21 protein-coding genes are annotated in these 21270 nt (G+C 72.7%); 5 read left to right on the forward strand and 16 right to left on the reverse strand.

Translation table 11 applies throughout. The features are described 5' to 3' along the window. Nucleotides 1-9: 9 nt before the first annotated feature. Nucleotides 10-225 carry an I78 family peptidase inhibitor gene (locus ACGFT1_RS05015; RefSeq protein ID WP_356821904.1) on the reverse strand — a complete coding sequence of 72 codons (216 nt, stop codon included), beginning with the start codon at nucleotides 223-225 and terminating at the stop codon, nucleotides 10-12. A gap of 424 nt (nucleotides 226-649) precedes the next feature. Here ACGFT1_RS05015 and ctaD point away from each other — a divergent pair, with 424 nt between their 5' ends. Then, nucleotides 650-2332, forward strand: a complete 1683-nt coding sequence (gene ctaD, locus ACGFT1_RS05020; protein ID WP_373907591.1) for a cytochrome c oxidase subunit I — start codon at nucleotides 650-652, stop codon at nucleotides 2330-2332. Nucleotides 2333-2472: 140 nt separating this feature from the next. Here ctaD and ACGFT1_RS05025 read toward each other — a convergent pair whose 3' ends face one another. After that, entirely contained in the window at nucleotides 2473-3198 is a 726-nt protein-coding gene (locus tag ACGFT1_RS05025; RefSeq protein WP_373907592.1) for a transglycosylase family protein, read from the reverse strand. A gap of 543 nt (nucleotides 3199-3741) precedes the next feature. Between ACGFT1_RS05025 and ACGFT1_RS05030 the strand changes: the two genes are divergently transcribed. Continuing rightward, the gene (locus tag ACGFT1_RS05030; RefSeq protein WP_373907593.1) at nucleotides 3742-4545 is read left to right on the forward strand and encodes a hypothetical protein; all 804 of its coding nucleotides are present in this window, start codon (nucleotides 3742-3744) and stop codon (nucleotides 4543-4545) included. Nucleotides 4546-4612: 67 nt separating this feature from the next. Next, nucleotides 4613-5005, forward strand: a complete 393-nt coding sequence (locus tag ACGFT1_RS05035) for a hypothetical protein (protein WP_373907594.1) — start codon at nucleotides 4613-4615, stop codon at nucleotides 5003-5005. 66 nt (nucleotides 5006-5071) lie between these two features. Here the strand turns inward: ACGFT1_RS05035 and der are convergent, their stop codons facing one another. The 5 genes from der to aroH all read right to left on the reverse strand — a co-directional run bounded on the left by der (nucleotide 5072) and on the right by aroH (nucleotide 9521). Beyond that, entirely contained in the window at nucleotides 5072-6553 is a 1482-nt protein-coding gene (der, locus tag ACGFT1_RS05040; RefSeq protein WP_356821912.1) for a ribosome biogenesis GTPase Der, read from the reverse strand. A gap of 78 nt (nucleotides 6554-6631) precedes the next feature. After that, entirely contained in the window at nucleotides 6632-7285 is a 654-nt protein-coding gene (locus ACGFT1_RS05045) for a lysophospholipid acyltransferase family protein (RefSeq protein WP_373907595.1), read from the reverse strand. After that, the gene (gene cmk, locus ACGFT1_RS05050; protein ID WP_373907596.1) at nucleotides 7282-7977 is read right to left on the reverse strand and encodes a (d)CMP kinase; all 696 of its coding nucleotides are present in this window, start codon (nucleotides 7975-7977) and stop codon (nucleotides 7282-7284) included. Before cmk ends, ACGFT1_RS05045 begins: the two co-directional genes overlap by 4 nt. 99 nt (nucleotides 7978-8076) lie before the next feature. Further along, nucleotides 8077-9162: a prephenate dehydrogenase gene (locus ACGFT1_RS05055; RefSeq protein WP_373907597.1), complete on the reverse strand. Its 1086-nt coding sequence runs from the start codon at nucleotides 9160-9162 to the stop codon at nucleotides 8077-8079. Beyond that, a complete protein-coding gene (gene aroH / locus ACGFT1_RS05060) occupies nucleotides 9159-9521 on the reverse strand; it encodes a chorismate mutase (RefSeq protein WP_373907598.1) in 363 nt (120 codons plus the stop codon). Before aroH ends, ACGFT1_RS05055 begins: the two co-directional genes overlap by 4 nt. Nucleotides 9522-9669: 148 nt before the next feature. On the opposite strand from aroH, the gene ACGFT1_RS05065 reads away from it, so the two are divergent. Next, nucleotides 9670-10170: a Rieske (2Fe-2S) protein gene (locus ACGFT1_RS05065; protein WP_373907599.1), complete on the forward strand. Its 501-nt coding sequence runs from the start codon at nucleotides 9670-9672 to the stop codon at nucleotides 10168-10170. 21 nt (nucleotides 10171-10191) lie between these two features. Next, on the forward strand, nucleotides 10192-10977 hold the full coding sequence (locus ACGFT1_RS05070; RefSeq protein ID WP_373907600.1) for a DNA polymerase beta superfamily protein: 786 nt from the start codon (nucleotides 10192-10194) through the stop codon (nucleotides 10975-10977). On the opposite strand, the gene ACGFT1_RS05075 is transcribed toward ACGFT1_RS05070, so the two are convergent. The 9 genes from ACGFT1_RS05075 to ACGFT1_RS05115 all read right to left on the reverse strand — a co-directional run bounded on the left by ACGFT1_RS05075 (nucleotide 10942) and on the right by ACGFT1_RS05115 (nucleotide 21243). Beyond that, the gene (locus ACGFT1_RS05075) at nucleotides 10942-11988 is read right to left on the reverse strand and encodes an ADP-ribosylglycohydrolase family protein (protein WP_373907601.1); all 1047 of its coding nucleotides are present in this window, start codon (nucleotides 11986-11988) and stop codon (nucleotides 10942-10944) included. The genes ACGFT1_RS05070 and ACGFT1_RS05075 overlap by 36 nt on opposite strands. A 54-nt stretch (nucleotides 11989-12042) precedes the next feature. Next, on the reverse strand, nucleotides 12043-13107 hold the full coding sequence (locus tag ACGFT1_RS05080) for a pseudouridine synthase (protein WP_373907602.1): 1065 nt from the start codon (nucleotides 13105-13107) through the stop codon (nucleotides 12043-12045). Nucleotides 13108-13119: 12 nt separating this feature from the next. Further along, entirely contained in the window at nucleotides 13120-13773 is a 654-nt protein-coding gene (gene scpB, locus ACGFT1_RS05085; RefSeq protein WP_373907603.1) for an SMC-Scp complex subunit ScpB, read from the reverse strand. Beyond that, on the reverse strand, nucleotides 13770-15011 hold the full coding sequence (locus ACGFT1_RS05090; RefSeq protein ID WP_373907604.1) for a segregation/condensation protein A: 1242 nt from the start codon (nucleotides 15009-15011) through the stop codon (nucleotides 13770-13772). The genes scpB and ACGFT1_RS05090 overlap by 4 nt, the downstream gene beginning before the upstream one ends. A gap of 18 nt (nucleotides 15012-15029) precedes the next feature. After that, nucleotides 15030-15578 carry a hypothetical protein gene (locus ACGFT1_RS05095; RefSeq protein ID WP_373907605.1) on the reverse strand — a complete coding sequence of 183 codons (549 nt, stop codon included), beginning with the start codon at nucleotides 15576-15578 and terminating at the stop codon, nucleotides 15030-15032. Beyond that, nucleotides 15563-16696, reverse strand: coding sequence for a ParA family protein (locus ACGFT1_RS05100; protein WP_356821932.1), 1134 nt, complete (start codon nucleotides 16694-16696; stop codon nucleotides 15563-15565). The genes ACGFT1_RS05095 and ACGFT1_RS05100 overlap by 16 nt, the downstream gene beginning before the upstream one ends. Nucleotides 16697-17110: 414 nt before the next feature. Further along, nucleotides 17111-18235: an alanine dehydrogenase gene (gene ald, locus ACGFT1_RS05105; RefSeq protein ID WP_373907606.1), complete on the reverse strand. Its 1125-nt coding sequence runs from the start codon at nucleotides 18233-18235 to the stop codon at nucleotides 17111-17113. Nucleotides 18236-18374: 139 nt separating this feature from the next. After that, nucleotides 18375-20450 carry a tetratricopeptide repeat protein gene (locus ACGFT1_RS05110; RefSeq protein WP_373907607.1) on the reverse strand — a complete coding sequence of 692 codons (2076 nt, stop codon included), beginning with the start codon at nucleotides 20448-20450 and terminating at the stop codon, nucleotides 18375-18377. Nucleotides 20451-20616: 166 nt separating this feature from the next. Further along, entirely contained in the window at nucleotides 20617-21243 is a 627-nt protein-coding gene (locus tag ACGFT1_RS05115) for an NUDIX domain-containing protein (protein WP_373907608.1), read from the reverse strand. Between the last annotated feature and the right edge of the window lie 27 nt (nucleotides 21244-21270).

Here is a 21270-nt window from a genome sequence, read left to right on the forward strand (position 1 = left end):
GGCCCGGGGTCAGCCCTTCCAGGCGCGGGCCACCCGGCCGTCCCGCACCTCGAAGTTCAGCCGGCCCGCGCGGTACTCCATGGTGATGACCGCGCCCGGCGGCAGCGACCGTACCGAGGGCCAGCCGCGCTCGCGGGCGAGGCGCTCGGCGTGTGCGGCGTCGAGACCGACGTACCCGTCCGGACTGTCCTGGGGCTCCGCTGGCGGAGTGGGAATCGGTGCCATGCCGCCACGCTAGGCCGCATCCGGCGACGACGGAAGCGGGCACAGCAGGGTAAGAGCCGTATCCGGTTCCGGTCACACCTCTGTCACAGCCGCGCGTCCCGGTTTCAGCCACCCTGGGCATCGGCTGACATCACGGCCGGACGTCACCCGAACGGGCGTTTCCGTTCGGCTTACCGGGGTAATCGAGCCGAATTCACGCGTGTCGGCGAACGGCTTCGAATTACCCGGCGGAAAGTGCCCCCGTGGAGGATCGGGGCGGGCCCGCGGCGCGATTCCCCGGCAATCCTGTGCGACGCCACGGAAGCTGACGCCGCATAGGAGATTTCACGGATTCAGCACACGACCGCCGTACGCCCCTGCCGGGCGAACGGCCCGGTGAGCGGCAGGACGGCGGCGCGCGACGACGCGAAGGGGCGAGCGAGCGATGGGGACCGAGGCCGCGGGGACGACGGCACGACCGGTGCGCAGCGGCCGGGGCGGCCGGCTGGTCGTGGAGTGGCTCATCACCACCGACCACAAGAGGATCGGTCATCTGTACCTGATCACGGGGTTCTGCTTCTTCCTGGCCGGCGGGGTCATGGCCCTGCTGATGCGCGCGGAACTCGCCCGGCCGGGGCTCCAGGTCATGAGCAACGAGCAGTACAACCAGCTGTTCACGCTGCACGGCACGATCATGCTGCTGCTGTTCGCCACCCCCAGCTTCGCGGGCTTCGCCAACGAGCTGATGCCGTTGCAGATCGGCGCGCCCGACGTGGCGTTCCCCCGGCTGAACATGCTGTCGTACTGGCTGTTCACGTTCGGCGGGCTGATCGTGCTGGGTTCGCTGCTGGTACCGGACGGGCCTGCCGACTTCGGCTGGTTCGCCTACGCGCCGCTCAACGACTCCGCCCACTCCCCCGGCCTCGGCCCGGATCTGTGGATCATGGGCCTGGCGCTGTCCGGCTTCGGGACGATCCTCGGCGCGGTCAACTTCATCACGACCATCATCGGGATGCGCGCACCCGGCATGACGATGTTCCGGATGCCGATCTTCACCTGGAACACGCTGTTCACGTCGATCCTGATCCTGCTGGCCTTCCCGGTGCTGGCGGCCGCGCTGCTGGTCCTGGAGGCGGACCGGCGGTTCGGCGCCCGGGTGTTCGAGGCGGCCGATGGGGGCCCGCTGCTGTGGCAGCACCTGTTCTGGTTCTTCGGGCACCCCGAGGTGTACATCATCGCGCTGCCGTTCTTCGGGATCGTCACGGAGATCATCCCGGTGTTCAGCCGCAAGCCGATCTTCGGCTATCTGACGCTGGTCGGCGCGACCATGACGATCACCGGGCTGTCGGTGGTGGTGTGGGCGCACCACATGTTCGCCACCGGCGCGGTGCTGCTGCCGTTCTTCTCGTTCACGTCGTTCCTCATCGCGGTGCCGACGGGCGTGAAGTTCTTCAACTGGACCGGCACGATGATCAAGGGTTCGCTGTCCTTCGAGACGCCCATGCTGTGGGCGCTGGGGTTCCTGGTGACGTTCCTGTTCGGCGGGTTGTCGGGAGTGGTCCTGGCATCGCCGCCGCTGGACTTCCACGTCACGGACTCGTACTTCGTGGTCGCCCACTTCCACTACGTCGTCTTCGGCACGGTCGTCTTCGCGGTCTTCGGCGGGTTCTACTTCTGGTGGCCGAAGTTCACGGGCCGGATGCTCGACGAGCGGCTCGGGAAGATCCAGTTCTGGACCCTGTTCACGGGCTTCCACACCACCTTCCTGGTGCAGCACTGGCTGGGCGCCGAGGGCATGCCCCGCCGGTACGCCGACTACCTGGCGGCCGACGGCTTCACGGCGCTCAACACGGTCTCCACGATCGGCGCGTTCCTGCTGGGCGTGTCCACGCTGCCGTTCCTCTACAACGTCTGGACGACCGCCGTGCACGGTGCGAAGGTCGAGACCGACGACCCCTGGGGCTACGGCCGTTCCCTGGAATGGGCGACCTCCTGCCCGCCGCCCCGGCACAACTTCGTCACCCTGCCCCGGATCCGCTCCGAGTCCCCGGCGTTCGACCTGCACCACCCGGAGTACGCGGGCCAGGCCCCGCAGCCCGAGCCGGAGCGGCATCAGGCCGGTTCCTGATCCTCCTGACCGCCTCACCGGCGGTCCGCGGCGACACGCGGATGCGGGCAGCCGCCGTCCCCGCCGGGACGGCGGCTGCCCGCCGTGGGCGGCCCGGGGCTCAGAGCGCGGGGCTCACCGCGCGGGGCTCACCGCGCGGCTCACAGCGCGAGGCGCTGGCCGGGCACGATCAGGTCGGGATCGGCGCCGATGACGGCCTTGTTGGCGGCGTAGAGCCGCTGCCAGCTGGTTCCGTACCGGGCGGCGATGATGCTCAGGGTGTCGCCCTCGCGGACCGTGTAGTCGCCGCGGGACGCGCTGCGGTTGGTGGCGGCCGCCGGGCGCTCCGGCGTCGCGGCCGGGGCGGACGGCGCCGTCAGGCTCCTCGGCGTCGCCGTGTTCCGGGCCGGGCTGTTCCCGGTCGAGCCGCTCCCGGTTCCGCTGCCGCGGGGCGCGCCGCTCCGGGAGGACGTGTCCGAGGCGGTCGCCGGGGCGGTGCCGGCGGCTCCGGCGCGGGCCGAGCAGACCGGCCAGGCACCCCAGCCCTGGGCGCCCTGGACCTTGGTGGCGACGGTGATCTGCGCGCTTCTGGAGGCCTGGTCGGCCGTCGGGGCGTAGGCGGTGCCGCCGTACGCGCGCCAGGTGCCGGCGGAGAACTGGAGCCCGCCGTAGTAGCCGTTGCCGGTGTTGATGTGCCAGTTGCCGCCGCTCTCGCACTGGGCGATGCGGTCCCACACCCCGTTGTCCGCCGCGGCGGCGTTGCCGGTGGCGGCCAGCAGTCCCAGCGGGGCCAGCAGGGCGGCTCCGGCCAGCGCGGCCGTCGTACGGCCCTTGCGGGTGCCGGCGGGCCGGTCGGTGTTGCGGGTGGTATCGGCACAGTCGGACATGTGGTTCCCTCTCCACGAACCCGGGCTCCCCCGGACGGAGCGCGTCGTGCCGCGTATGGCCGCGGTTCGCCGCGCCCGCCCCGTCCGCCACCGCCGGCGCGGCGTTCGTGCTCTGCCTGATGCCGGTCTGCGGACGTACCCGAGCGGTGCTCGTTGCACACGGCGGAGGAATGTAGGGAGGGCGGGGCACCGGAATCAACCAACTCACCGTCCTTCCAGGCCAGTTGCTTGTTACCGGAGGTAGCGGAGATTTTCGGACACCCACCTCATCCACTTATTTCCGGACGAGACGACCACTGGCGCGAGCGGGCTGTGACCCACCTCACCCGATCACGCCTCTCACTCGGCCCGACTTTTCACACACGGCAACCATGCATGCGCATGCTGTGACAGCGTGCGGCAGGCAGTCCGAACCGGTCGGTCCCGGGGCGTGACTCCCACCACAGGACGCCCGTTGTCTTCTTCATGAGCCCGGAACCCCGGGGCTCATCGGCCGGGAGCCACCCGGCCGACCCCCAGCACCGCACTCCGAGGGAGCCACCCGTGCCGCGCATGCTCGACGTCAGTGACGCCGTACGCGCCGAGATCGGCGACGAAGAAGCCGACCGGCTGCTCGCCGGAGAGAACGCCCCGGGCAGTTACGACTGCACGTCCTGCCGCACCCCGGGCGACTCCGCGCAGGAGCGCACCAGCACCGTCCTGTTCGTCGGCGACGAGACCGCCGTGCTCGCCTTCGCCCACGCCGGCTGCCTGCCCTCGCAGGTCGTCCAGGTCACCGAGGAGCAGTTGCAGGGCGCCGTCCGATCCATCGGCGCCGCCGGTGACATGGCCGGCGGCGACGCCGCCGCCGGCGTGCCGCACCCGACCGTTCCCGAGCAGGCGGTGCTCGGTGTGACCAGCGGACTGGTCCTGATCGACGGGGAGTTGCACCCCGCGCTCGTCGTCGAGCCGACCACGGCGATCGCGCGCCCGGGCACCACCGGCACCGGCGACGACTTCCTTCCGCTGCTCGTCGAACAGGGCTTCCTGCCGGTGCCCGAGCTGGCGTCCGTCCCGCCGGTGCTGCACGGCTGGTCCGTCCTGCTGGCCGTGGGGCAGCTGCACGCGGTGCTCCAGCCGTCGGCCGACGGGGGCCGGCCGGTGGCCTGGTGGCAGGCCCACCAGCCGCTCCAGGTGACCGACAGCTGGCGGGCCGCCGCCAACAAGCACCAGCAGGTGCTCCTGTTCGCGGCGCCGGTGGGGTCGATCGGGCGCCAGCCCCGGGAGGACCTGCTGCGCGGCGCGCTGGACAGGGCCGCCGCGCACGGCAGGCTGGTCGCCGCGGCGCTTCCGCTCGCGGGTACCTGAGGCCGCCCGCGCAGCCGTACGACCGCGTCGGCCGCATCCCTTTGCGCGTCAGGTCGTTTGGACATACGTGCACGCATACGACACTCCCCCCCGCCGGTCCTTCTCCTCCGTGCCGTCCGCCCGGACGGCCCACGAACCGTCCGGCGGACCGTCTGCCACGCCGATCTACGACGCGCTCTACGCGGAGTGGGTCAGGACCTTCCGCACACTGCCGGGGGACCGCAGCGGCGAGGAGGAGCTGAGGTTCAGTGCCTTCGGCGACTTCCCCGACGGCACGAGCGCGTACGGCGGCCACCGCGCGGGGTCGTTCAGCAGCTCCTACAGCGCTTACAGCGCGGGGGCCTACAGCGCCCGCCAGCAGTCGCAGTGGCAGCGGGTCGGCACGCTCGGGCGGCAGCAGGACACCGGCACGCAGTACGCGCCCGCCGCCCTGCCGCCGGGGCCGCGCCGGGGCGCGTGACGGACCCGCGAACGGCGAGGGGCGCCCCCTGGAGAGCCAGGGGGCGCCCTTCTCGTCGTACCGCCGTCACTTCTTCTTCGCGCCGCGCTTCTCGCGCACCCGCACCGACAGGTGGATCGGGGTGCCCTCGAAGCCGAACTGCTCGCGCAGGCGGCGCTCGATGAAGCGCCGGTAGCCCGCCTCGATGAAGCCCGACGCGAAGAGCACGAACCGCGGCGGCTTGGTGCCGGCCTGGGTGCCGAAGAGGATGCGCGGCTGCTTGCCGCCCCGGACGGGGTGCGGGTGGGCCGAGACCAGCTCGCCGAGGAAGGCGTTCAGGCGGCCCGTGGGGACGCGCGTCTCCCAGCCCGCCAGCGCCGTCTCGATCGCCGGGACCAGCTTCTCCATGTGCCGGCCGGTGCGGGCGGAGACGTTGACCCGGGGCGCCCAGGCGACCTGGGCCAGCTCCGTCTCGATCTCCCGCTCCAGGTAGTAGCGGCGCTCCTCGTCCAGGGTGTCCCACTTGTTGAAGGCGAGGACGATCGCGCGTCCCGCCTCGACCGCCATGGTGACGATGCGCTGGTCCTGGACGGAGATGTTCTCGGAGGCGTCGATCAGGATGACCGCCACCTCGGCCTTCTCCACGGCGGCCGCCGTGCGCAGCGAGGCGTAGTAGTCGGCGCCCTGCTGGAGGTGGACCCGCTTGCGGATACCCGCGGTGTCGACGAACTTCCAGGTGACGCCGCCCAGCTGGATCAGCTCGTCGACCGGGTCGCGGGTGGTGCCCGCCAGTTCGTTGACGACGACGCGCTCCTCGCCGGCCACCTTGTTCAGCAGCGAGGACTTGCCGACGTTCGGGCGGCCGATGAGCGCGATGCGGCGGGGGCCGCCGACGGCGGTGCCGAAGGTCTGCTCGGGCGCCTCCGGCAGCGCCTCCAGGACGGCGTCCAGCATGTCGCCGGTGCCGCGGCCGTGCAGGGCGGAGACGGGGTGCGGCTCGCCGAGGCCGAGCGCCCACAGGTAGGTCGCGTCCGCCTCACCGCTGGGGCCGTCGACCTTGTTGGCGCACAGCACGACCGGCTTGCCCGCCTTGCGCAGCAGCCGGACGACCGCCTGGTCGGTGTCGGTCGCGCCGACCTTGGCGTCGACGACGAAGACGACCGCGTCGGCCGCCTCGATCGCGTACTCGGCCTGCGCGGCAACGGAGGCGTCGATGCCGAGGACGTCCTGCTCCCAGCCGCCGGTGTCGACCACCTTGAAGCGGCGGCCGGCCCACTCGGCCTCGTAGCTGACACGGTCGCGGGTGACGCCCGGCTTGTCCTCGACGACCGCCTCTCGACGGCCGATGATCCGGTTCACCAGGGTCGACTTGCCGACATTGGGGCGGCCGACGACGGCGAGCACGGGCAGCGGGCCGTGGCCCGCCGCCTCGATGGCGCCCTCGACGTCCTCGATGTCGAAGCCCTCTTCCGCGGCGAGCTGCATGAACTCCGCGTACTCGGCGTCGCCGAGAGCCCCGTGCTCGTACTCGTGCTCGGCCGAGCCGTCGGGCTGGATGTCGTCGTTCATGAAGTCCGTACCTCGTCGTTCATTCGTGGTGATCGGTGGAGCGGCCCTCCGTGGGCTGATCCACTACTCAAGTGTCGCCTAGCGCCCGGTCAGGCGCCTGGCGTTTTCCAGGTGGCTGGTGAGCCGCTTGCGGATCCGCTCGGTCGCCTCGTCCAGCGCGCCGCGCGTACGCCGCCCGCTGCCGTCGCCCGCGTCGAACGGGTCACCGAAGACGACGTCGACCCGCGAGCGCAGCGGAGGCAGCGCCTTGACCAGCCGTCCGGGCCGCTCGGAGCTGCCCAGGACGGCGACGGGCACGATCGGCGCCCCGCCGCGGACCGCGAAATAGGCCAGCCCGGCGCGCAGCGCGGCGAAGTCGCCCTCGCCCCGGGTGCCCTCCGGGAAGATGCCCAGCACTCCCCCGGCCGCCAGCACGCCGAGGGCCTGGGCGATCGCGGTGCGGTCGGGCAGGGCCCGGTCCACCTTCAGCTGGCCGATGCCGGTCAGGAAGGGGTCCAGCGGGCCGATGAACGCCTCCTTCTTGATCAGGAAGTGCGTCGGCCGGGGCGCCACACCCATGACCATCGGGCCGTCGACGTTGTGGGAGTGGTTCACCGCGAAGATCACCGGGCCGGTCGCCGGCACCTTCCAGGCGCCCAGCACGCGCGGCCGGAACAGCCCGTACATCAGGCCGACGCCGATGCGCCGGCCGATCTCGGCGCCCCGCTCCGAGGGGACCGGCGGACGGCTCACTTCCCGGCCCGCTTCTCCTCGACCAGGGTGACGACGCACTCGATGACCTGGGCGAGGGTCAGCTCGGTGGTGTCCACCTCGACCGCGTCGTCGGCCTTGGCGAGCGGTGACGTCTTGCGGCTGGAGTCGGCCGCGTCCCGCTTGATCAGGGCCTCGCGGGTGGCGTGGACGTCGGCGTTCTTCAGCTCGCCGCTGCGGCGGGCCGCACGGGCCTCCGGGGAGGCGGTGAGGAAGATCTTCAGGTCGGCGTCCGGCAGGACGGTCGTACCGATGTCCCGGCCCTCGACCACTATGCCGTGCTCCGCGGCGGCGGCCAGCGAGCGCTGGAGCTCGGTGATCCGGGCGCGCACCTCGGGGACCGCGCTGACCGCGCTGACCTTGGAGGTGACCTCCTGGGTCCGGATCGGGCCGGCCACATCCACGCCGTCGACCGTGATGGCCGGGTGCGCCGGGTCGGTGCCGGAGACGATCTCCGGCTTGCCGGCGACGGCGGCGACGGCGGTGGGGTCCGCCAGGTCGATGCCGTTGGTCACCATCCACCAGGTGATCGCCCGGTACTGGGCGCCGGTGTCCAGGTAGCTCAGGCCGAGCTGCGCGGCCACGGCCTTCGACGTGCTCGACTTGCCCGTGCCGGACGGACCGTCGATCGCGACGATCACGGGCTTGGGCGTCGGGGCGGCGCCGTTTTCCACGGGAGGGCACCTTCCTGGTGAAGGGTGGTGGGCTGGGGGCGGGACGCGAGGGCGCCCCGCACAAGGTTACTGGCTCGCGGCAGGCGCCCTCACCGGGCTCTACTGCCGCAGGGCCCAGCCCCGCTCGCGCAGTGCGTCCCTCAGCGCCGTCGCCGCCTGCGGCTCGACCATGAGCTGGACGAGGCCGGCCTGCTGTCCCGTCGCGTGCTCGATGCGCACGTCCTCGACGTTGACGCCCGCCTGTCCCGCGTCCGCGAAGATCCGGGCCAGCTGACCGGGCTGGTCGTCGATGAGGACGACGACGGACTCGTACACGCGGGGCGCGCTGCCGTGCTTGCCGGGCACCCGCACCCGGCCGGCGTTCCCGCGGCGCAGCACGTCCTCGACGCCGGCGCTGCCCGAGCGGCGCTTGTCGTCGTCCGCGGACTGCAGGGCGCGCAGCGCCCGCACGGTCTCGCCGAGGTCGGCGGCGACGTCGGACAGGAGGTCGGCGACCGGCCCGGGGTTCGCGGAGAGGATGTCGATCCACATGCGCGGATCGGAGGCGGCGATCCGGGTCACGTCCCGGATGCCCTGCCCGCACAGCCGTACGGCGGCCTCCTCGGCGTGCTCCAGGCGCGCGGCGACCATGCTGGACACCAGGTGGGGCATGTGGGAGACGAGGGCGACGGCGCGGTCGTGCGCGTCGGCGTCCATGACGACCGGTACGGCCCGGCAGTACGAGACCAGTTCCAGGGCGAGGTTCAGTACCTCCGTGTCGGTGTCCCGGGTCGGGGTGAGCACCCAGGGCCGGCCCTCGAAGAGGTCGGCGGTCGCGGCCAGCGGGCCGGACTTCTCCCGGCCGGACATGGGGTGGGTGCCGAGGTAGGCCCTGAGGTCGAGGCCGGCCGCCTCCAGTTCGCGGCGGGGGCCGCCCTTGACGCTGGCGACGTCCAGGTAACCGCGGGCCACGCCCCGGCGCATGGCGTCGGCCAGCACCCGGGCGACGTGGGCGGGCGGGGCGGCGACGATCGCCACGTCGACCGGGCCCTCGGGGGCCTCGTCGGTGCCCGCGCCCAGCGCGGCGGCCGTACGGGCCTGGTCGGGGTCGTGGTCGGCGAGGTGGACGGTGACACCGCGCCGGACGAGGGCAAGGGCGGCGGAGGTGCCGATGAGGCCGGTGCCGATGACGAGTGCGGTTCTCACTGGGCGATGTCCTTGCGCAGGCCGGCCGCGGCGCCGAGGTAGATGTGGGCGATGCCGGCGCGGGGCGTGTCCGACTCGACGTGGGCGAGGATCCGCACGACGCGGGGCATGGCGCCCTCGACGTCCAGTTCCTGGGCGCAGATCAGCGGGACGTCCACGAGGCCGAGCCCGCGGGCGGCGGCGGCCGGGAAGTCGCTGTGCAGGTCGGGGGTGGCCGTGAACCAGATGCTGATCAGATCGTCGGCGGTCAGCCCGTTCCGTTCCAGGACGGTGGTGAGCAGGGCCCCGACCTGCTCCTCCATGTGTCCGGCCTCGTCGCGCTCCAGCTGGACGGCCCCCCGGACCGCTCGTACCGCCACGGTGCTGCTCCTCGCTGACATGCGTGTCTGTTCTTGGTCCGTCCAGCGTAGTCAGCCCGCGCGGGGCGGGCGTGCGCCGCCCGGTCACTGAGACGATGCGGACGTACCGGTATCGGCCCTTTTCGACGTCCTGCACGAAAGGCGTGACATGACCCAGCCCTCGACCCGGCGCACGGTTCTGGCTTCGAGCGCGGGAGCGCTCGCCCTGGGCTGCGTGGGGTGCGGCGGCGGCAAGAGCGACAACGGCTCCTCGTCGTCCGCCTCCCCCACCGGCGCCGGCAGCGGCTCCCCCTCGCCCGTCCCCTCCGCCTCCTCCGCGGGCGCCGCCAGCGGCTCCCCCTCGCCCTCCTCGTCCGTCGGCGGTGCGGAACTCACCAGAACCGGCGACATCCCGGTGGGTGGCGGCAAGGTGTTCGCCGACCGGAAGATCGTCGTCACCCAGCCGTCGAAGGGCGAGTTCAAGGCCTTCTCGGCGGTCTGCACGCACCGCGGCTGCACGGTGGACAAGGTCGCGGACGGCACCATCGACTGCCCCTGCCACGGCAGCAGGTTCCACGTCGCCGACGGCTCGGTGGCCCACGGCCCGGCGACCGAGCCGCTGCCCGAGAAGCAGATCACCGTGCGGGGGCAGTCGATCCAGCTGGCCTGAGGGCCCGCGTAGGCTCCGGGGATGGAGCCGCAGGATCTCGTACGCGATCACACCGTCTACGCCTGTGTCATGGGCTCCCGTGCCTTCGGACTGGCCACGGACGCCAGCGACACCGACCGGCGGGGGGTGTTCCTCGCCCCCACCCCGCAGTTCTGGCGGTTCGAGAAGCCGCCGACGCATGTGGAGGGGCCGGGTGAGGAGCGGTTCTCCTGGGAGCTGGAGCGGTTCTGCGAGCTGGCGCTGCGCGGCAACCCGAACATCCTGGAGTGCCTGCACTCCCCGCTGGTGGAGCACGTCGACGACACGGGCCGCGAACTGCTGTCCCTGCGCGGCGCCTTCCTGTCCCTCCGGGCCTACGACACGTTCACCGGCTATGCCCTCGGCCAGCGCAAGAGGCTCGACGCCGACGTCCGTGTCACGGGCGCCCCGCGCTGGAAGCACGCGATGCATCTGCTGCGGCTGCTGGCGAGCGCCCGGGACCTGATGCGCACCGGCGAGCTGCGGATCGAAGCCGGCGACCGGCGGGAGGCACTGCTCGCGGTGAAGCGGGGCGAGGTGCCGTGGGCGGAGGTGGAGCGGCGGATGGTCCGGCTGGCGGCCGAGGCCGAGGCGGCCCTGCGGGGCAGCCCGCTGCCGCCGGAGCCGGACCACGCGCGCGTGGCCCGCTTCCTGTACCGGGTGCGCCGGGCGTCGGCCCTCCGGGCGGAGCCGGACCACGAGGCCGCGCGGGTCCCGGGCGCGGGGCACGTCGGTGGAGGCCCCGCCGCCGATTCACGCCGCAGTGCCGGGTCGGCCGTCCCAGAGTGATCCCAGGGCCAGCAGGTCCGCCCGGTACTCGATCCGCCCGGCCCACTCGGCGGGCCAGGCGCCGGCGCCCAGCCGGGCGCCCGCGAAGGCGCCGGTGAGGCAGGCGATGGAGTCGGAGTCACCGGCGGTGCAGGCGGCCCGGCGCAGGGCGGTGAGGGGCTCGTCCGGAAAGAGCAGGAAGCACAGCAGCCCGGTGGCGAGGGCCTCCTCGGCGATCCAGCCCTCCCCGGTGGCCAGGCAGGGGTCGGTCTCCGGGGAGGCGGTCCGTACGGCGTCCCGGAGGCGGTCGAGGATGGCCAGGCACTCGTCCCAGCCGCGCGCGATGAACTGCTCGGGGCCGGCGTCCTCGGCCCGGGTCCACAGGTCGCCGAGCCAGCCGTGGTGGTAGCGGGTGCGGTGGTCCAGGGCGTACGCGCGCAGGGCGCCGACCAGTTCCGCTGGGCCGGTGCCCCGCGCGAGCAGGTGGACGGCGTGGGCGGTGAGGTCGGAGGCGGCCAGCGCGGTGGGGTGGCCGTGGGTGAGCGCGGCCTGCAACTGGGCGGCACCGGCGCGCTGTTCGTCGCTCAGGCCGGGGGCGAGGGCGACGGGTGCGACGCGCATGTTGGCGCCGCAACCCTTGGAGCCGACCTGGCTGGCGTCCTGCCAGGGCCGGTCGGGCTCCGTGAGCAGGGCGCACGCCCGCAGACAGGTACCGCCGGGAGCGCGGACGTTCTCCGGTGACCGGTACCAGTCCACGAACTCCTCGCGCAGCGGCCGCTGGAGCCGCAGCGGCGTGAGGTCGCCGCGCTCCATGGCCGTCCGCAGGGCGCGGCCGACGGCGAGGGTCATCTGGGTGTCGTCGGAGACGAGCGCGGGCCGCGCCGGCTCCAGCGTCCGCCAGGGACCGGACTCGGCGAGGATCGCCGGCACGGTCTTGAACTCGGTCGGGTAGCCGAGGGCGTCCCCGAGGGCCAGGCCCAGGAGTGCGCCGGTCGCGACTCGTTCGGACACGCGATTCACGCGGTTCACCATCCCCTTTATCGTCACTATGACCATAAACGGGGATGGTGATCACGGCAAGACGCTCTAGAGGTCGACTTCCTTCATGAGCATGCCGACCTCGGTGTTCGACAGACGGCGCAGCCAGCCCGACTTCTGGTCGCCGAGTGTGATCGGGCCGAAGGCGGTGCGCACCAGCCTCTCGACCGGGAAGCCGGCCTCGGCGAGCATGCGCCGCACGATGTGCTTGCGGCCCTCGTGCAGGGTCACCTCGACCAGGTAGTTCTTGCCGGTCTGCTCGACCACCCGGAAGTGGTCCGCGCGGGCGTAGCCGTCCTCCAGCTGGATGCCGTCCTTCAGCTGCTTGCCCAGGTCGCGCGGGATCGGGCCGACGATCGCCGCGAGGTAGGTCTTCTTCACGCCGTACTTCGGGTGGGTGAGACGGTGCGCCAGCTCGCCGTGGTTGGTGAGCAGGATGACACCCTCGGTCTCGGTGTCCAGCCGGCCGACGTGGAACAGCCGCGTCTCGCGGTTGGTGACGTAGTCCCCGAGGCACTGGCGGCCCTCCGGGTCCTCCATGGTGGAGACGACACCGGCGGGCTTGTTGAGCGAGAAGAACTGGTACGACTGCGTCGCCACCGTCAGGCCGTCGACCTTGACCTCGTCACTCTCCGGGTCCACCCGGCGGCCCTGCTCGGTGACGATCTCGCCGTTCACCTCGACCCGGGCCTGCTCGATCAGCTCCTCGCAGGCCCGCCGGGAGCCGTAGCCCGCGCGCGCGAGCACCTTCTGCAGGCGCTCGCCCTCCTGCTCCGCGCCCGGGAAGGTCTTGGGCAGCTTGATGTCCGGCTTCCCGGCGTACCGATCACGGTTGCGCTCCTCGACCCGCGTCTCGTACTCACGCGAGCGCGCGGGGGCCGTACGGCCGCCCTGCTGGGGCCGCTTCGGGCCGCCCTTGGAGCCACCGCGCGCGGCGCCGCCCCGGCCCGCCTTGGGGCCGTCCTTGGTGGCCCCGGGGCCCACGTCGTAACGGCGCTCCTCGGGGCGGGGCTTGCGGGGCCGGCCCTGCCCCTGCTTGTCGTCCCTGCTGTTGCCGGCACCGCGGTAGTTCCCGCGTCCGCCACCGCTCTTGCCGCTGCCGCTGCTTCGCATCAAAGTTCCGTCTTAGTCGTCTGCGTCGTCGTCTGCGCCGGGCGCGTCGGGCGCGTCCGGGTCGAACGACGGGACTCCCTCCTGGGTCTCGGCCTCGATCGCCTCCGCCTCCGGGAGGAAGGGCGCGAGTTCCGGAAGCTCGTCCAGGCCACGCAGGCCCATCCGCTCCAGGAAGTAGTTCGTCGTCCTGTACAGGATCGCACCTGTTTCGGGTTCCGCGCCCGCCTCCTCGACCAGACCGCGCTGGAGGAGGGTGCGCATCACGCCGTCGCAGTTCACTCCGCGCACCGCGGAGACGCGGCTGCGGCTGACCGGCTGGCGGTAGGCGACGACCGCCAGGGTCTCCAGCGCGGCCTGGGTGAGCCGGGCCGTCCGGCCGTCCAGGACGAGCCGTTCGACCGCGGGCGCGTAGGCCGCCCGGGTGTAGAAACGCCAGCCGCCGGCGACGAACCGCAGGTCGAAGCCGCGGCCCTGCGCGGTGTACTCCTCGGCCAGTTCCCGCAGGGCGTTCGCGATCAGCCGCTTCGGCCGCTCCAGGAGCCGCGCCAGGTGCTCCTCGGTCGCGGGCTCGTCCACGACCATGAGCATCGCCTCCAGGGCGGGCCTGAGGTCGAGGCCGGCGGCGGTCCGGGGTCCCGCGGGGGGTTCCGCTGTTTCCTCGCTCATGCCTTCTTCTCCTCGGGCCGCTCCGGCGGCCGGTCGAACTCGTCGGTGACCAGGGGCGCCGCGTCCGCCTCGCCGGTCCAGCGCACGAGCAGCCGGCCGAGCGCGGTCTCCTGGTCCAGGGCGACGGCCTTCTCCCGGTACAGCTCCAGCAGCGCCAGGAACCGGGCCACGACCGTCAGGGTGTCGCCGGTGTCCTCGACCAGCGTGCGGAAGTCCGCCTCGCCCAGTTCCCGCAGCCGGGCCACCACGATCCCGGCCTGCTCCTGCACGCTGACCAGCGGGGCGTGGATGTGGTCGACGTAGACCTGCGGTTCGGGCCGGGGCCGCATCGCCTTGACCGCCAGCCTGGCCAGACCCTCGGGGCCGATGCTGATGACGACCTCGGGCAACAGCTCGGCGTGCTGCGGTTCGAGGCCGACGGTACGGGGATAGCGGCGTGCCTCGTCGTCGAGCCGCCGGTCGAGGATGCCGGCGATCTGCTTGTACGCGCGGTACTGGAGCAGCCGCGCGAACAGCAGGTCCCGCGCCTCCAGCAGCGCCAGGTCGCCCTCGTCCTCCACCTCGGCGGCGGGCAGCAGGCGGGCCGCCTTCAAGTCGAGCAGCGTGGCGGCCACGACCAGGAACTCGGTCGTCTGGTCCAGGTCCCAGTCCGGCCCCATGGCCCGGATGTGCGCCATGAACTCGTTCGTCACCCGGGACAGGGCGACCTCGGTGACGTCCAGCCGGTGCCGGGAGATCAACTGCAGGAGCAGGTCGAAGGGCCCCTCGAAGTTGGCGAGCCGAACCGTGAAAACCCCGTCGGAGGGTTCACGGGGCGCGGCGGACTCGGCGGGCTCGTGCGGCGCGGCGGGCTCGGTGGGCTCATGCGGCGCGGTGGGCTGGTGCGGCGCCGAGGATCGTGCGGGCGCGCGCGGCGGCGCGGGCTCATGGGGCTCGGCGGGCCCCCGCTCGGCAGGCTCACCGGGCGCCGAGGGCTCATGCGGCCCGGCCGGCCCGGGGAGCACAGCGGGCTCGTCGAACACAGCGGGCTCGGCAGGCTCACCGGGCGCCGAGGGCTCGGGCGGCCGCTGGGGGGTTCCCGGTGCGGGTGGCGCCGGGGTTCGCGGGGCGCTCCGCGTGGTCCCGGGCGGCTCGGCGCCGGGAGTCCCGGGGGCGTTCCGCGGTCCGCCCGGACCCCGCCCCAGCGCACGCCGGCGGCCGGCGGATGCGCCGGGAGCGGGGGCTGCGTGCGAGGTCATGGCCCCCGCAGGCTACCGCTACCGCCCGCGCAGCCGTCGTACGAGGATGCTCGCGTCCCCGCGGGACTCCAGGTCGGCCAGGACCACGGCCACCGCCTCGCGGACGATCCGGCCGCGGTCCACCGCGAGCCCGTGCTCGCCGCGGAGCACGAGCCGGGCGTGCTCCAGGTCCATCAGTTCCTCGGCCGAGACGTACACGGTGATCTTCTCGTCGTGCCGCTCGCGCCCGCTGGGCCGCCGGGACGCCGCCCGAGCGCGCTTGCGCGGCTGCCCGGCGGGATCGACGCCTTCCTGCGCCTCCTGCCGCCGCGCCGGACGAGTGCGGGACTCGCCGGTCCCGGACGGCTCGGCCTCGGCCGCCGCGTGCTCCGCGCCCTCTCCGTCACCGCCCTGGACGGGCACCGACTGGGGTCCGCCCTCGGCGGCCGTCTCGTCGCTCTCCCCCGCGGGAGCCGGCACCCGGGCCTCACCGTTCGCCCCGCGCCGGGTACCGGACGGCTGGAGCGCCGTCCCCCCCGTCGTGCGGAACAACTCGTCGGCCCCGGGCAGACTCACTCGGCGTGACACCGGGCGAGCACCTCCCTGGCGAGCTGGCGGTAGGCGGCGGCACCTACGGAGTTGGAGGCGTACGTGGTGATCGGCTCACCGGCGACCGTGGTCTCCGGGAAGCGGACCGTGCGCCCGATGACCGTGTGGTAGACGTGGTCGTCGAACGCCTCGACGACACGTGCGAGCACCTCACGGCTGTGCACGGTTCTCGAGTCGTACATCGTGGCGAGGATGCCGTCCAGTTCCAGCTCGGGGTTGAGCCGCTCCTGGACCTTCTCGATGGTCTCGGTCAGCAGGGCCACACCGCGCAGGGCGAAGAACTCGCACTCCAGCGGCACGATCACCTTGTGCGCGGCCGTAAGGGCGTTGACGGTCAGCAGGCCGAGCGAGGGCTGACAGTCGATCACGATGTAGTCGTAGTCGGGCAGGAGCGGCTTCAGGGCCCGCTGGAGCGTCGACTCGCGCGCGACCTCGGAGACCAGCTGGACCTCGGCGGCCGACAGGTCGATGTTGCTGGGCAGCAGGTCCATGTTGGGGACAGCCGTCTTCAGCAGGACCTCGTCCGCGGACATGCCCCGCTCCATGAGCAGGTTGTAGACGGTGAGGTCCAGCTCCATCGGGTTGACGCCGAGACCGACCGACAGCGCGCCCTGCGGGTCGAAGTCCACGAGCAGCACGCGCCGGCCGTACTCCGCGAGCGCGGCACCCAGGTTGATGGTCGACGTGGTCTTGCCGACGCCGCCCTTCTGGTTGCACATCGCGATGATCTTCGCGGGGCCGTGGTCGGTCAGCGGGCCCGGGATCGGGAAGTACGGCAGCGGACGGCCGGTAGGGCCGACGCGCTCACGGCGCTGGCGGGCAGCGTCGGGCGCGAGCGTGGCCGCGTACTCCGGATCGGGCTCGTACTCGGCGTCGGGGTCGTAGAAATGCCCCTCGGGCAGGTCGTCGTAGTCGGCGAGTTGGTTGTGGGGCGCGCCACTTCCGTCGCCGGCCATGGCGTTCACGTGATGGCCATCCATGCTCTGGTGTGCTGTCCGGTCCGCCTGCGGATCCGGACTCTGGTGGGCTGCGAAGGTGCGCACAGCTACGGAGCCGACAGCCTCGAATCCCGTGGGGTCCTGGCCCCGTACCGGCATTCCTGGTTGACCACCCCCGGGAGAAAATGTCGACTCATTCACAAGTCGTCTTACCTCCTTGGTGACCAGGAAACTTCTAGACAAGGTCAGCGTGGCACCATGCCGACGGTTGGCGACTCTATGGCGTGTCGGCGGTCCGCAGCAACACAATCCGCCGGACCCGGCAGGATGTGTCGGCAATGAAACATCCCTCTGTCAAGGGCTCACGGCCGTCGCACGGCAGGTTTCACCGGTGTGCGAATCGGTCGAAGGGTTACGTTCGAGGCGAGTTGACCGAGTGCCGCAAAGTGACCATACACACATCCGGCCGGACCTTGTCGGCAAGGTCCGGCCGGGTGCGCGCGGTTGACGAGTCGTGTTGACGAATCGCCTTTTACCCGGCGGTGACTTGGTGACCCGCCAGGTCGGGAGGGGTCAGCCGAGCAGAGCGGTCAGCTCGACGTGCTCCAGGCCGTGGGCCTCGGCGACCTCCTTGTAGACGACCTTGCCGTCATGGGTGTTGAGGCCCTTGGCGAGCGCGGCGTCGCGGCGCAGCGCCTCGGCCCAGCCGTTGTTGGCGAGCGAGACGATGTACGGCAGCGTGGCGTTGGTGAGCGCGTTGGTGGAGGTGTTCGGCACCGCGCCCGGCATGTTGGCCACGCAGTAGAAGACCGAGTTGTGGACCTGGAAGGTCGGCTCGGCGTGCGTGGTGGGACGGGAGTCCTCGAAGCAGCCGCCCTGGTCGATCGCGATGTCGACAAGAACACTTCCGGGCTTCATGCGGGACACCAGCTCGTTGGTGACCAGCTTCGGGGCCTTGGCACCCGGGATGAGGACCGCGCCGATGACCAGGTCGGCGTCGAGGACGGCCTTCTCCAGCTCGAAGGAGTTGGACATGATCGCCTTGACCTTCGTGCCGAAGATCCGGTCCGCCTCGCGGAGCTTGTTGATGTCGCGGTCCAGCAGGGTGACGTCGAAGCCCATGCCGACGGCGATCTGGGTGGCGTTCCAGCCGGAGACACCGCCGCCGATGACGACGGCCTTGGCCGGGGTCACGCCCGGGACTCCGCCGGGGAGCACGCCACGGCCGCCGGCCGCGCGCATGAGGTGGTAGGCGCCGACCTGCGGGGCCAGGCGGCCCGCGACCTCGGACATCGGGGCGAGCAGCGGCAGGCCGCGGCCCGGCAGCTCGACGGTCTCGTAGGCGATGGCCGTGGTGCCGGACTCCAGCAGCGCGTCCGTGCACTCCTTGGAGGCGGCCAGGTGCAGGTAGGTGAAGAGCGTCTGGTCCTTGCGCAGGCGGTGGTACTCCTCCGCGATCGGCTCCTTGACCTTGAGCAGCAGGTCGGCGGCGGCCCACACCTCGTCGGCGGTCTCGAGGATCGCGGCACCGGCGGAGACGTACTCCTGGTCCGTGATGGAGGAGCCGAGGCCGGCGCCCCGCTCGATGACGACCTGGTGGCCGTTGCGCACCAGCTCGTGCACGCCGGCGGGGGTGATGGCCACCCGGAACTCGTTGTTCTTGACCTCGCGGGGGATGCCGACCTTCACGTCGATCACGGTCCTTGGCTCAGAGGGTATGGGGGGGTGCATTACATGACATACCCAGGCATGCAGGGCACACCGGGAGACACCGCAGGAGAACGAGCGGCAGAGCCAGTCTAATGAAGGCGTTCCGGCTGTCTAGCCTTTCATTGCATCAATCTTCCTCGGATGAGCTGCGGATTTCGCAGGCGTCAGCGTTCCTTTCCTGGCCTGTACCGTCCTCAGGCGGCTCCTCGACCAGCATGCGCTCCGCCGCCGCGCGGTGCAGGCGGGCCGCCGCCGGGTCGCCGATCCGGTCCAGGGTGTCCGCCAGCCGCAGCTCCAGCGCGGCGTGCAACCGGACGTCCTCGGCGCGCCGCGCCCAGTCCACGGCCTCCTGGCAGGTGCGCAGCGACTCCTCGGGCCGCCCCGCGTACTCCTGCACCCGGGCGATCTCACTCAACGCCCGCGCGCTGGCGGCGACATCGGCGCTCCTGCGGTAGCCGGCGAGCGCGGCCCGCCAGTTCCTGAGCGCCTCGCCGTACCGGCCGGCGTAGGTGTGGGTGGTGGCGATCCGGCCGTAGAGCCGGGCGGCCTCCGGGTGCTCCCCGCGGGCCAGCCGCTCGGCCAGGGCCCGGCCGAACCAGTCCGCGGCCCGGTCGTAGTCGCCCAGCTCCTGGTAGGCCCCGCCTACGGATTCCATCGCGCGGCCGGTCGCGTACGGGTCGTTCGCCTCGCGGCCGGCCTCCAGAGCGGCCCGGTAGCGCACCAGGGCGTCCCGGGTACGGCCGGTCTGCGCGTCCAGATCGCCCAGATTCAACAGGGCCGCGGCCTTCTCCCGGGGCAGCCTGCGCCGCTCGGCGACATCCAGGACCAGGCCGTGCACGCCGTACAGGTCGGGCGCGGCGGCCTGGGTGCCGACATGCGCCGCGATGGCCCTGACCAGCTGGGACAGCAGCCGCCTCGCCAGGGTGTCCAGCTCTCCGTCGGCCACCGCGAGCCGGGCGGACGCCAGCAGGGCGGGCCGCCGGATGCGCAGCCAGTCGGCCGCCGCCCGCGGGGTGGGGAAGCGCACCTCCCGGGGCATGGCGCTCAGCTTCTCCCGGGCCTGCGGACTGTCCGTCTCGGTGATGACGCGGCAGGAGTGCAGCAGCCGCACCGTCCGCTCCAGCATCCGGGCCCGGGCCAGCTGGAGGTCCGCGGGCCGCTCCTGGCCGGCGGCGAGGACGCGCAGCAGCGGGTGCAGCCAGCCGGGGACGTCGTACTGGGGCAGCGGGGAGTCCACCGCGCGCAGCAGGCCGAGGGCGACGAAGTCCTCCAGGACGGCTCGGGCGGCGTCGACCGAGCAGCCGGCCAGGGAGGACGCGGTGTGCGGGTCGACCAGGCCGGCCGGGGCGAGGCTGAGCAGTCGCAGTATCCGGGCGCCCTGGCCGGGCAGCTGTTCGTACACGAGCCGCAGGACCCGGGCCGTCGGGCCGGCGTCCGCGCCGTCGGCGCCGTCGTCGCTGTCCGCGTGCATCCGCTTGGCGAGGTCGGCGACGGCGGCCTGGGGCCGGGCCGCCAGCCAGCCGCCGGCCAGGACGAGCGCGGCCGGGTGTCCCTGGCAGGCCTCGGCCAGGCTCTCCGCGGAACGGGGGTCGACGGTGACGCGGACCGTGCCGGCGTAGCGGGTGAGCAGCTCCACGGCGGACTTGGTGTCCAGCCCGCCGAGTGTGCAGGGGCGGACGTCCGCGATGCCGGTGAGCGGGCCGCCGGAGACGGCCACCGCCAGGCAGTCCGGGGCGTCCGGGAGCAGCGCGTCGACCTGGTCGGCACCGGCGGCGTCGTCCAGCAGGAGCAGCATGCGCCGGCCGGCGAGGGCGCCGCGCAGGGCAGCGGTGAGGTCGTCCTCGGCGGCCCCGGCCGGTGCGGGCAGGCCCAGGGCGCCCAGCAGATCGCGGGCGGCCCGTTCGACGGGCACCGGCGTGCCGTCGGGTTCGCTCAGCCGGGCCCGCAGCACCCCGTCGGGGTAGCGGCCGGCGACTTGGCGGACGAGTTCCTCGGCGAGGCTGGTGCGGCCCGAGCCGGGGCGGCCCGCGATGAGGAGCACGCGCGCGCGGGGGGCCTTGCGGCCGGAGAGCGTGTCCAGGCCCGCGCGCTCGATGTCGGCGCGCAGTTCCTTCAGCTCGCGTGCGCGGCCCAGGAAACGGTCCCGCGCGGCCGGGTGCGCGGCCGGCCGCACCTCGCCTGTGTCCACCACCTGATCCGTCACGGGCCACGCTCCCGTCCCACCGCACGCGCAAAGCCCGCCGGTGTCTTCCGGTACGGGCGTTTTGCAGAGCCTAGTTCACGCTCTGCTACCTCCCGTGAGGAGCACGGCGAACGAATCGCCCGATCGGATCAGGCGATCGTCACACCACTGCGCCGGACGGATGACGTCAGGAGCTGAAGGGACGCGCGGGCCACGGGGCGTCGGCCGGGCGCAGCGCGTCCAGCCCGTCCCCGCCGCGGGCCGCCACCAGGGAGAGCACCCCGACGACGAGGCAGTTGTTGTGCACGTCCCCGGACAGCACCCGGCGCACCAGTTCCTCGACCGGCACGCGCGCGTGCTCCATGTCGGTCTCCTCGTGCTCCGCCTCGAAGCGCCGCTGATCGGCCTCGGACAGGTTCCGGGCGAGGAAGATCCGTACGGCCTCGTCGCAGCCGCCGGGGGTGGTGTAGACGTCGGTCAGCACCCGCCAGTCGCCGGCCTTGACGTGCGCCTCCTCGTACAGCTCCCGCTGGGCGGCGTGCAGCGGATTCTCGCCGGGCACGTCCAGCAGGCCTGCCGGGATCTCCCACAGCCGGTGCCGGACCGGGTGCCGGTACTGGTTGATGAGCAGGACCCGGTCCTCGTCGTCCAGGGCGAGGACGGCGACCGAGCCGGGGTGGACCTGGTAGTCACGGCCGGCCACCGAGCCGTCGGGCATGACCACGTCGTCCGTGCGGACGGATGTCTTGCCGCCCACGAAAGGGGTGTCGGTCGCCCGGATCTCCCACTCCTCGGGGGTGTCCTTGATCGTCATGCCCTGTCCTTCCACGTGCGCACAGAC

This window comes from Streptomyces sp. Y20, from assembly GCF_043195475.1.
Classification (GTDB): domain Bacteria; phylum Actinomycetota; class Actinomycetes; order Streptomycetales; family Streptomycetaceae; genus Streptomyces.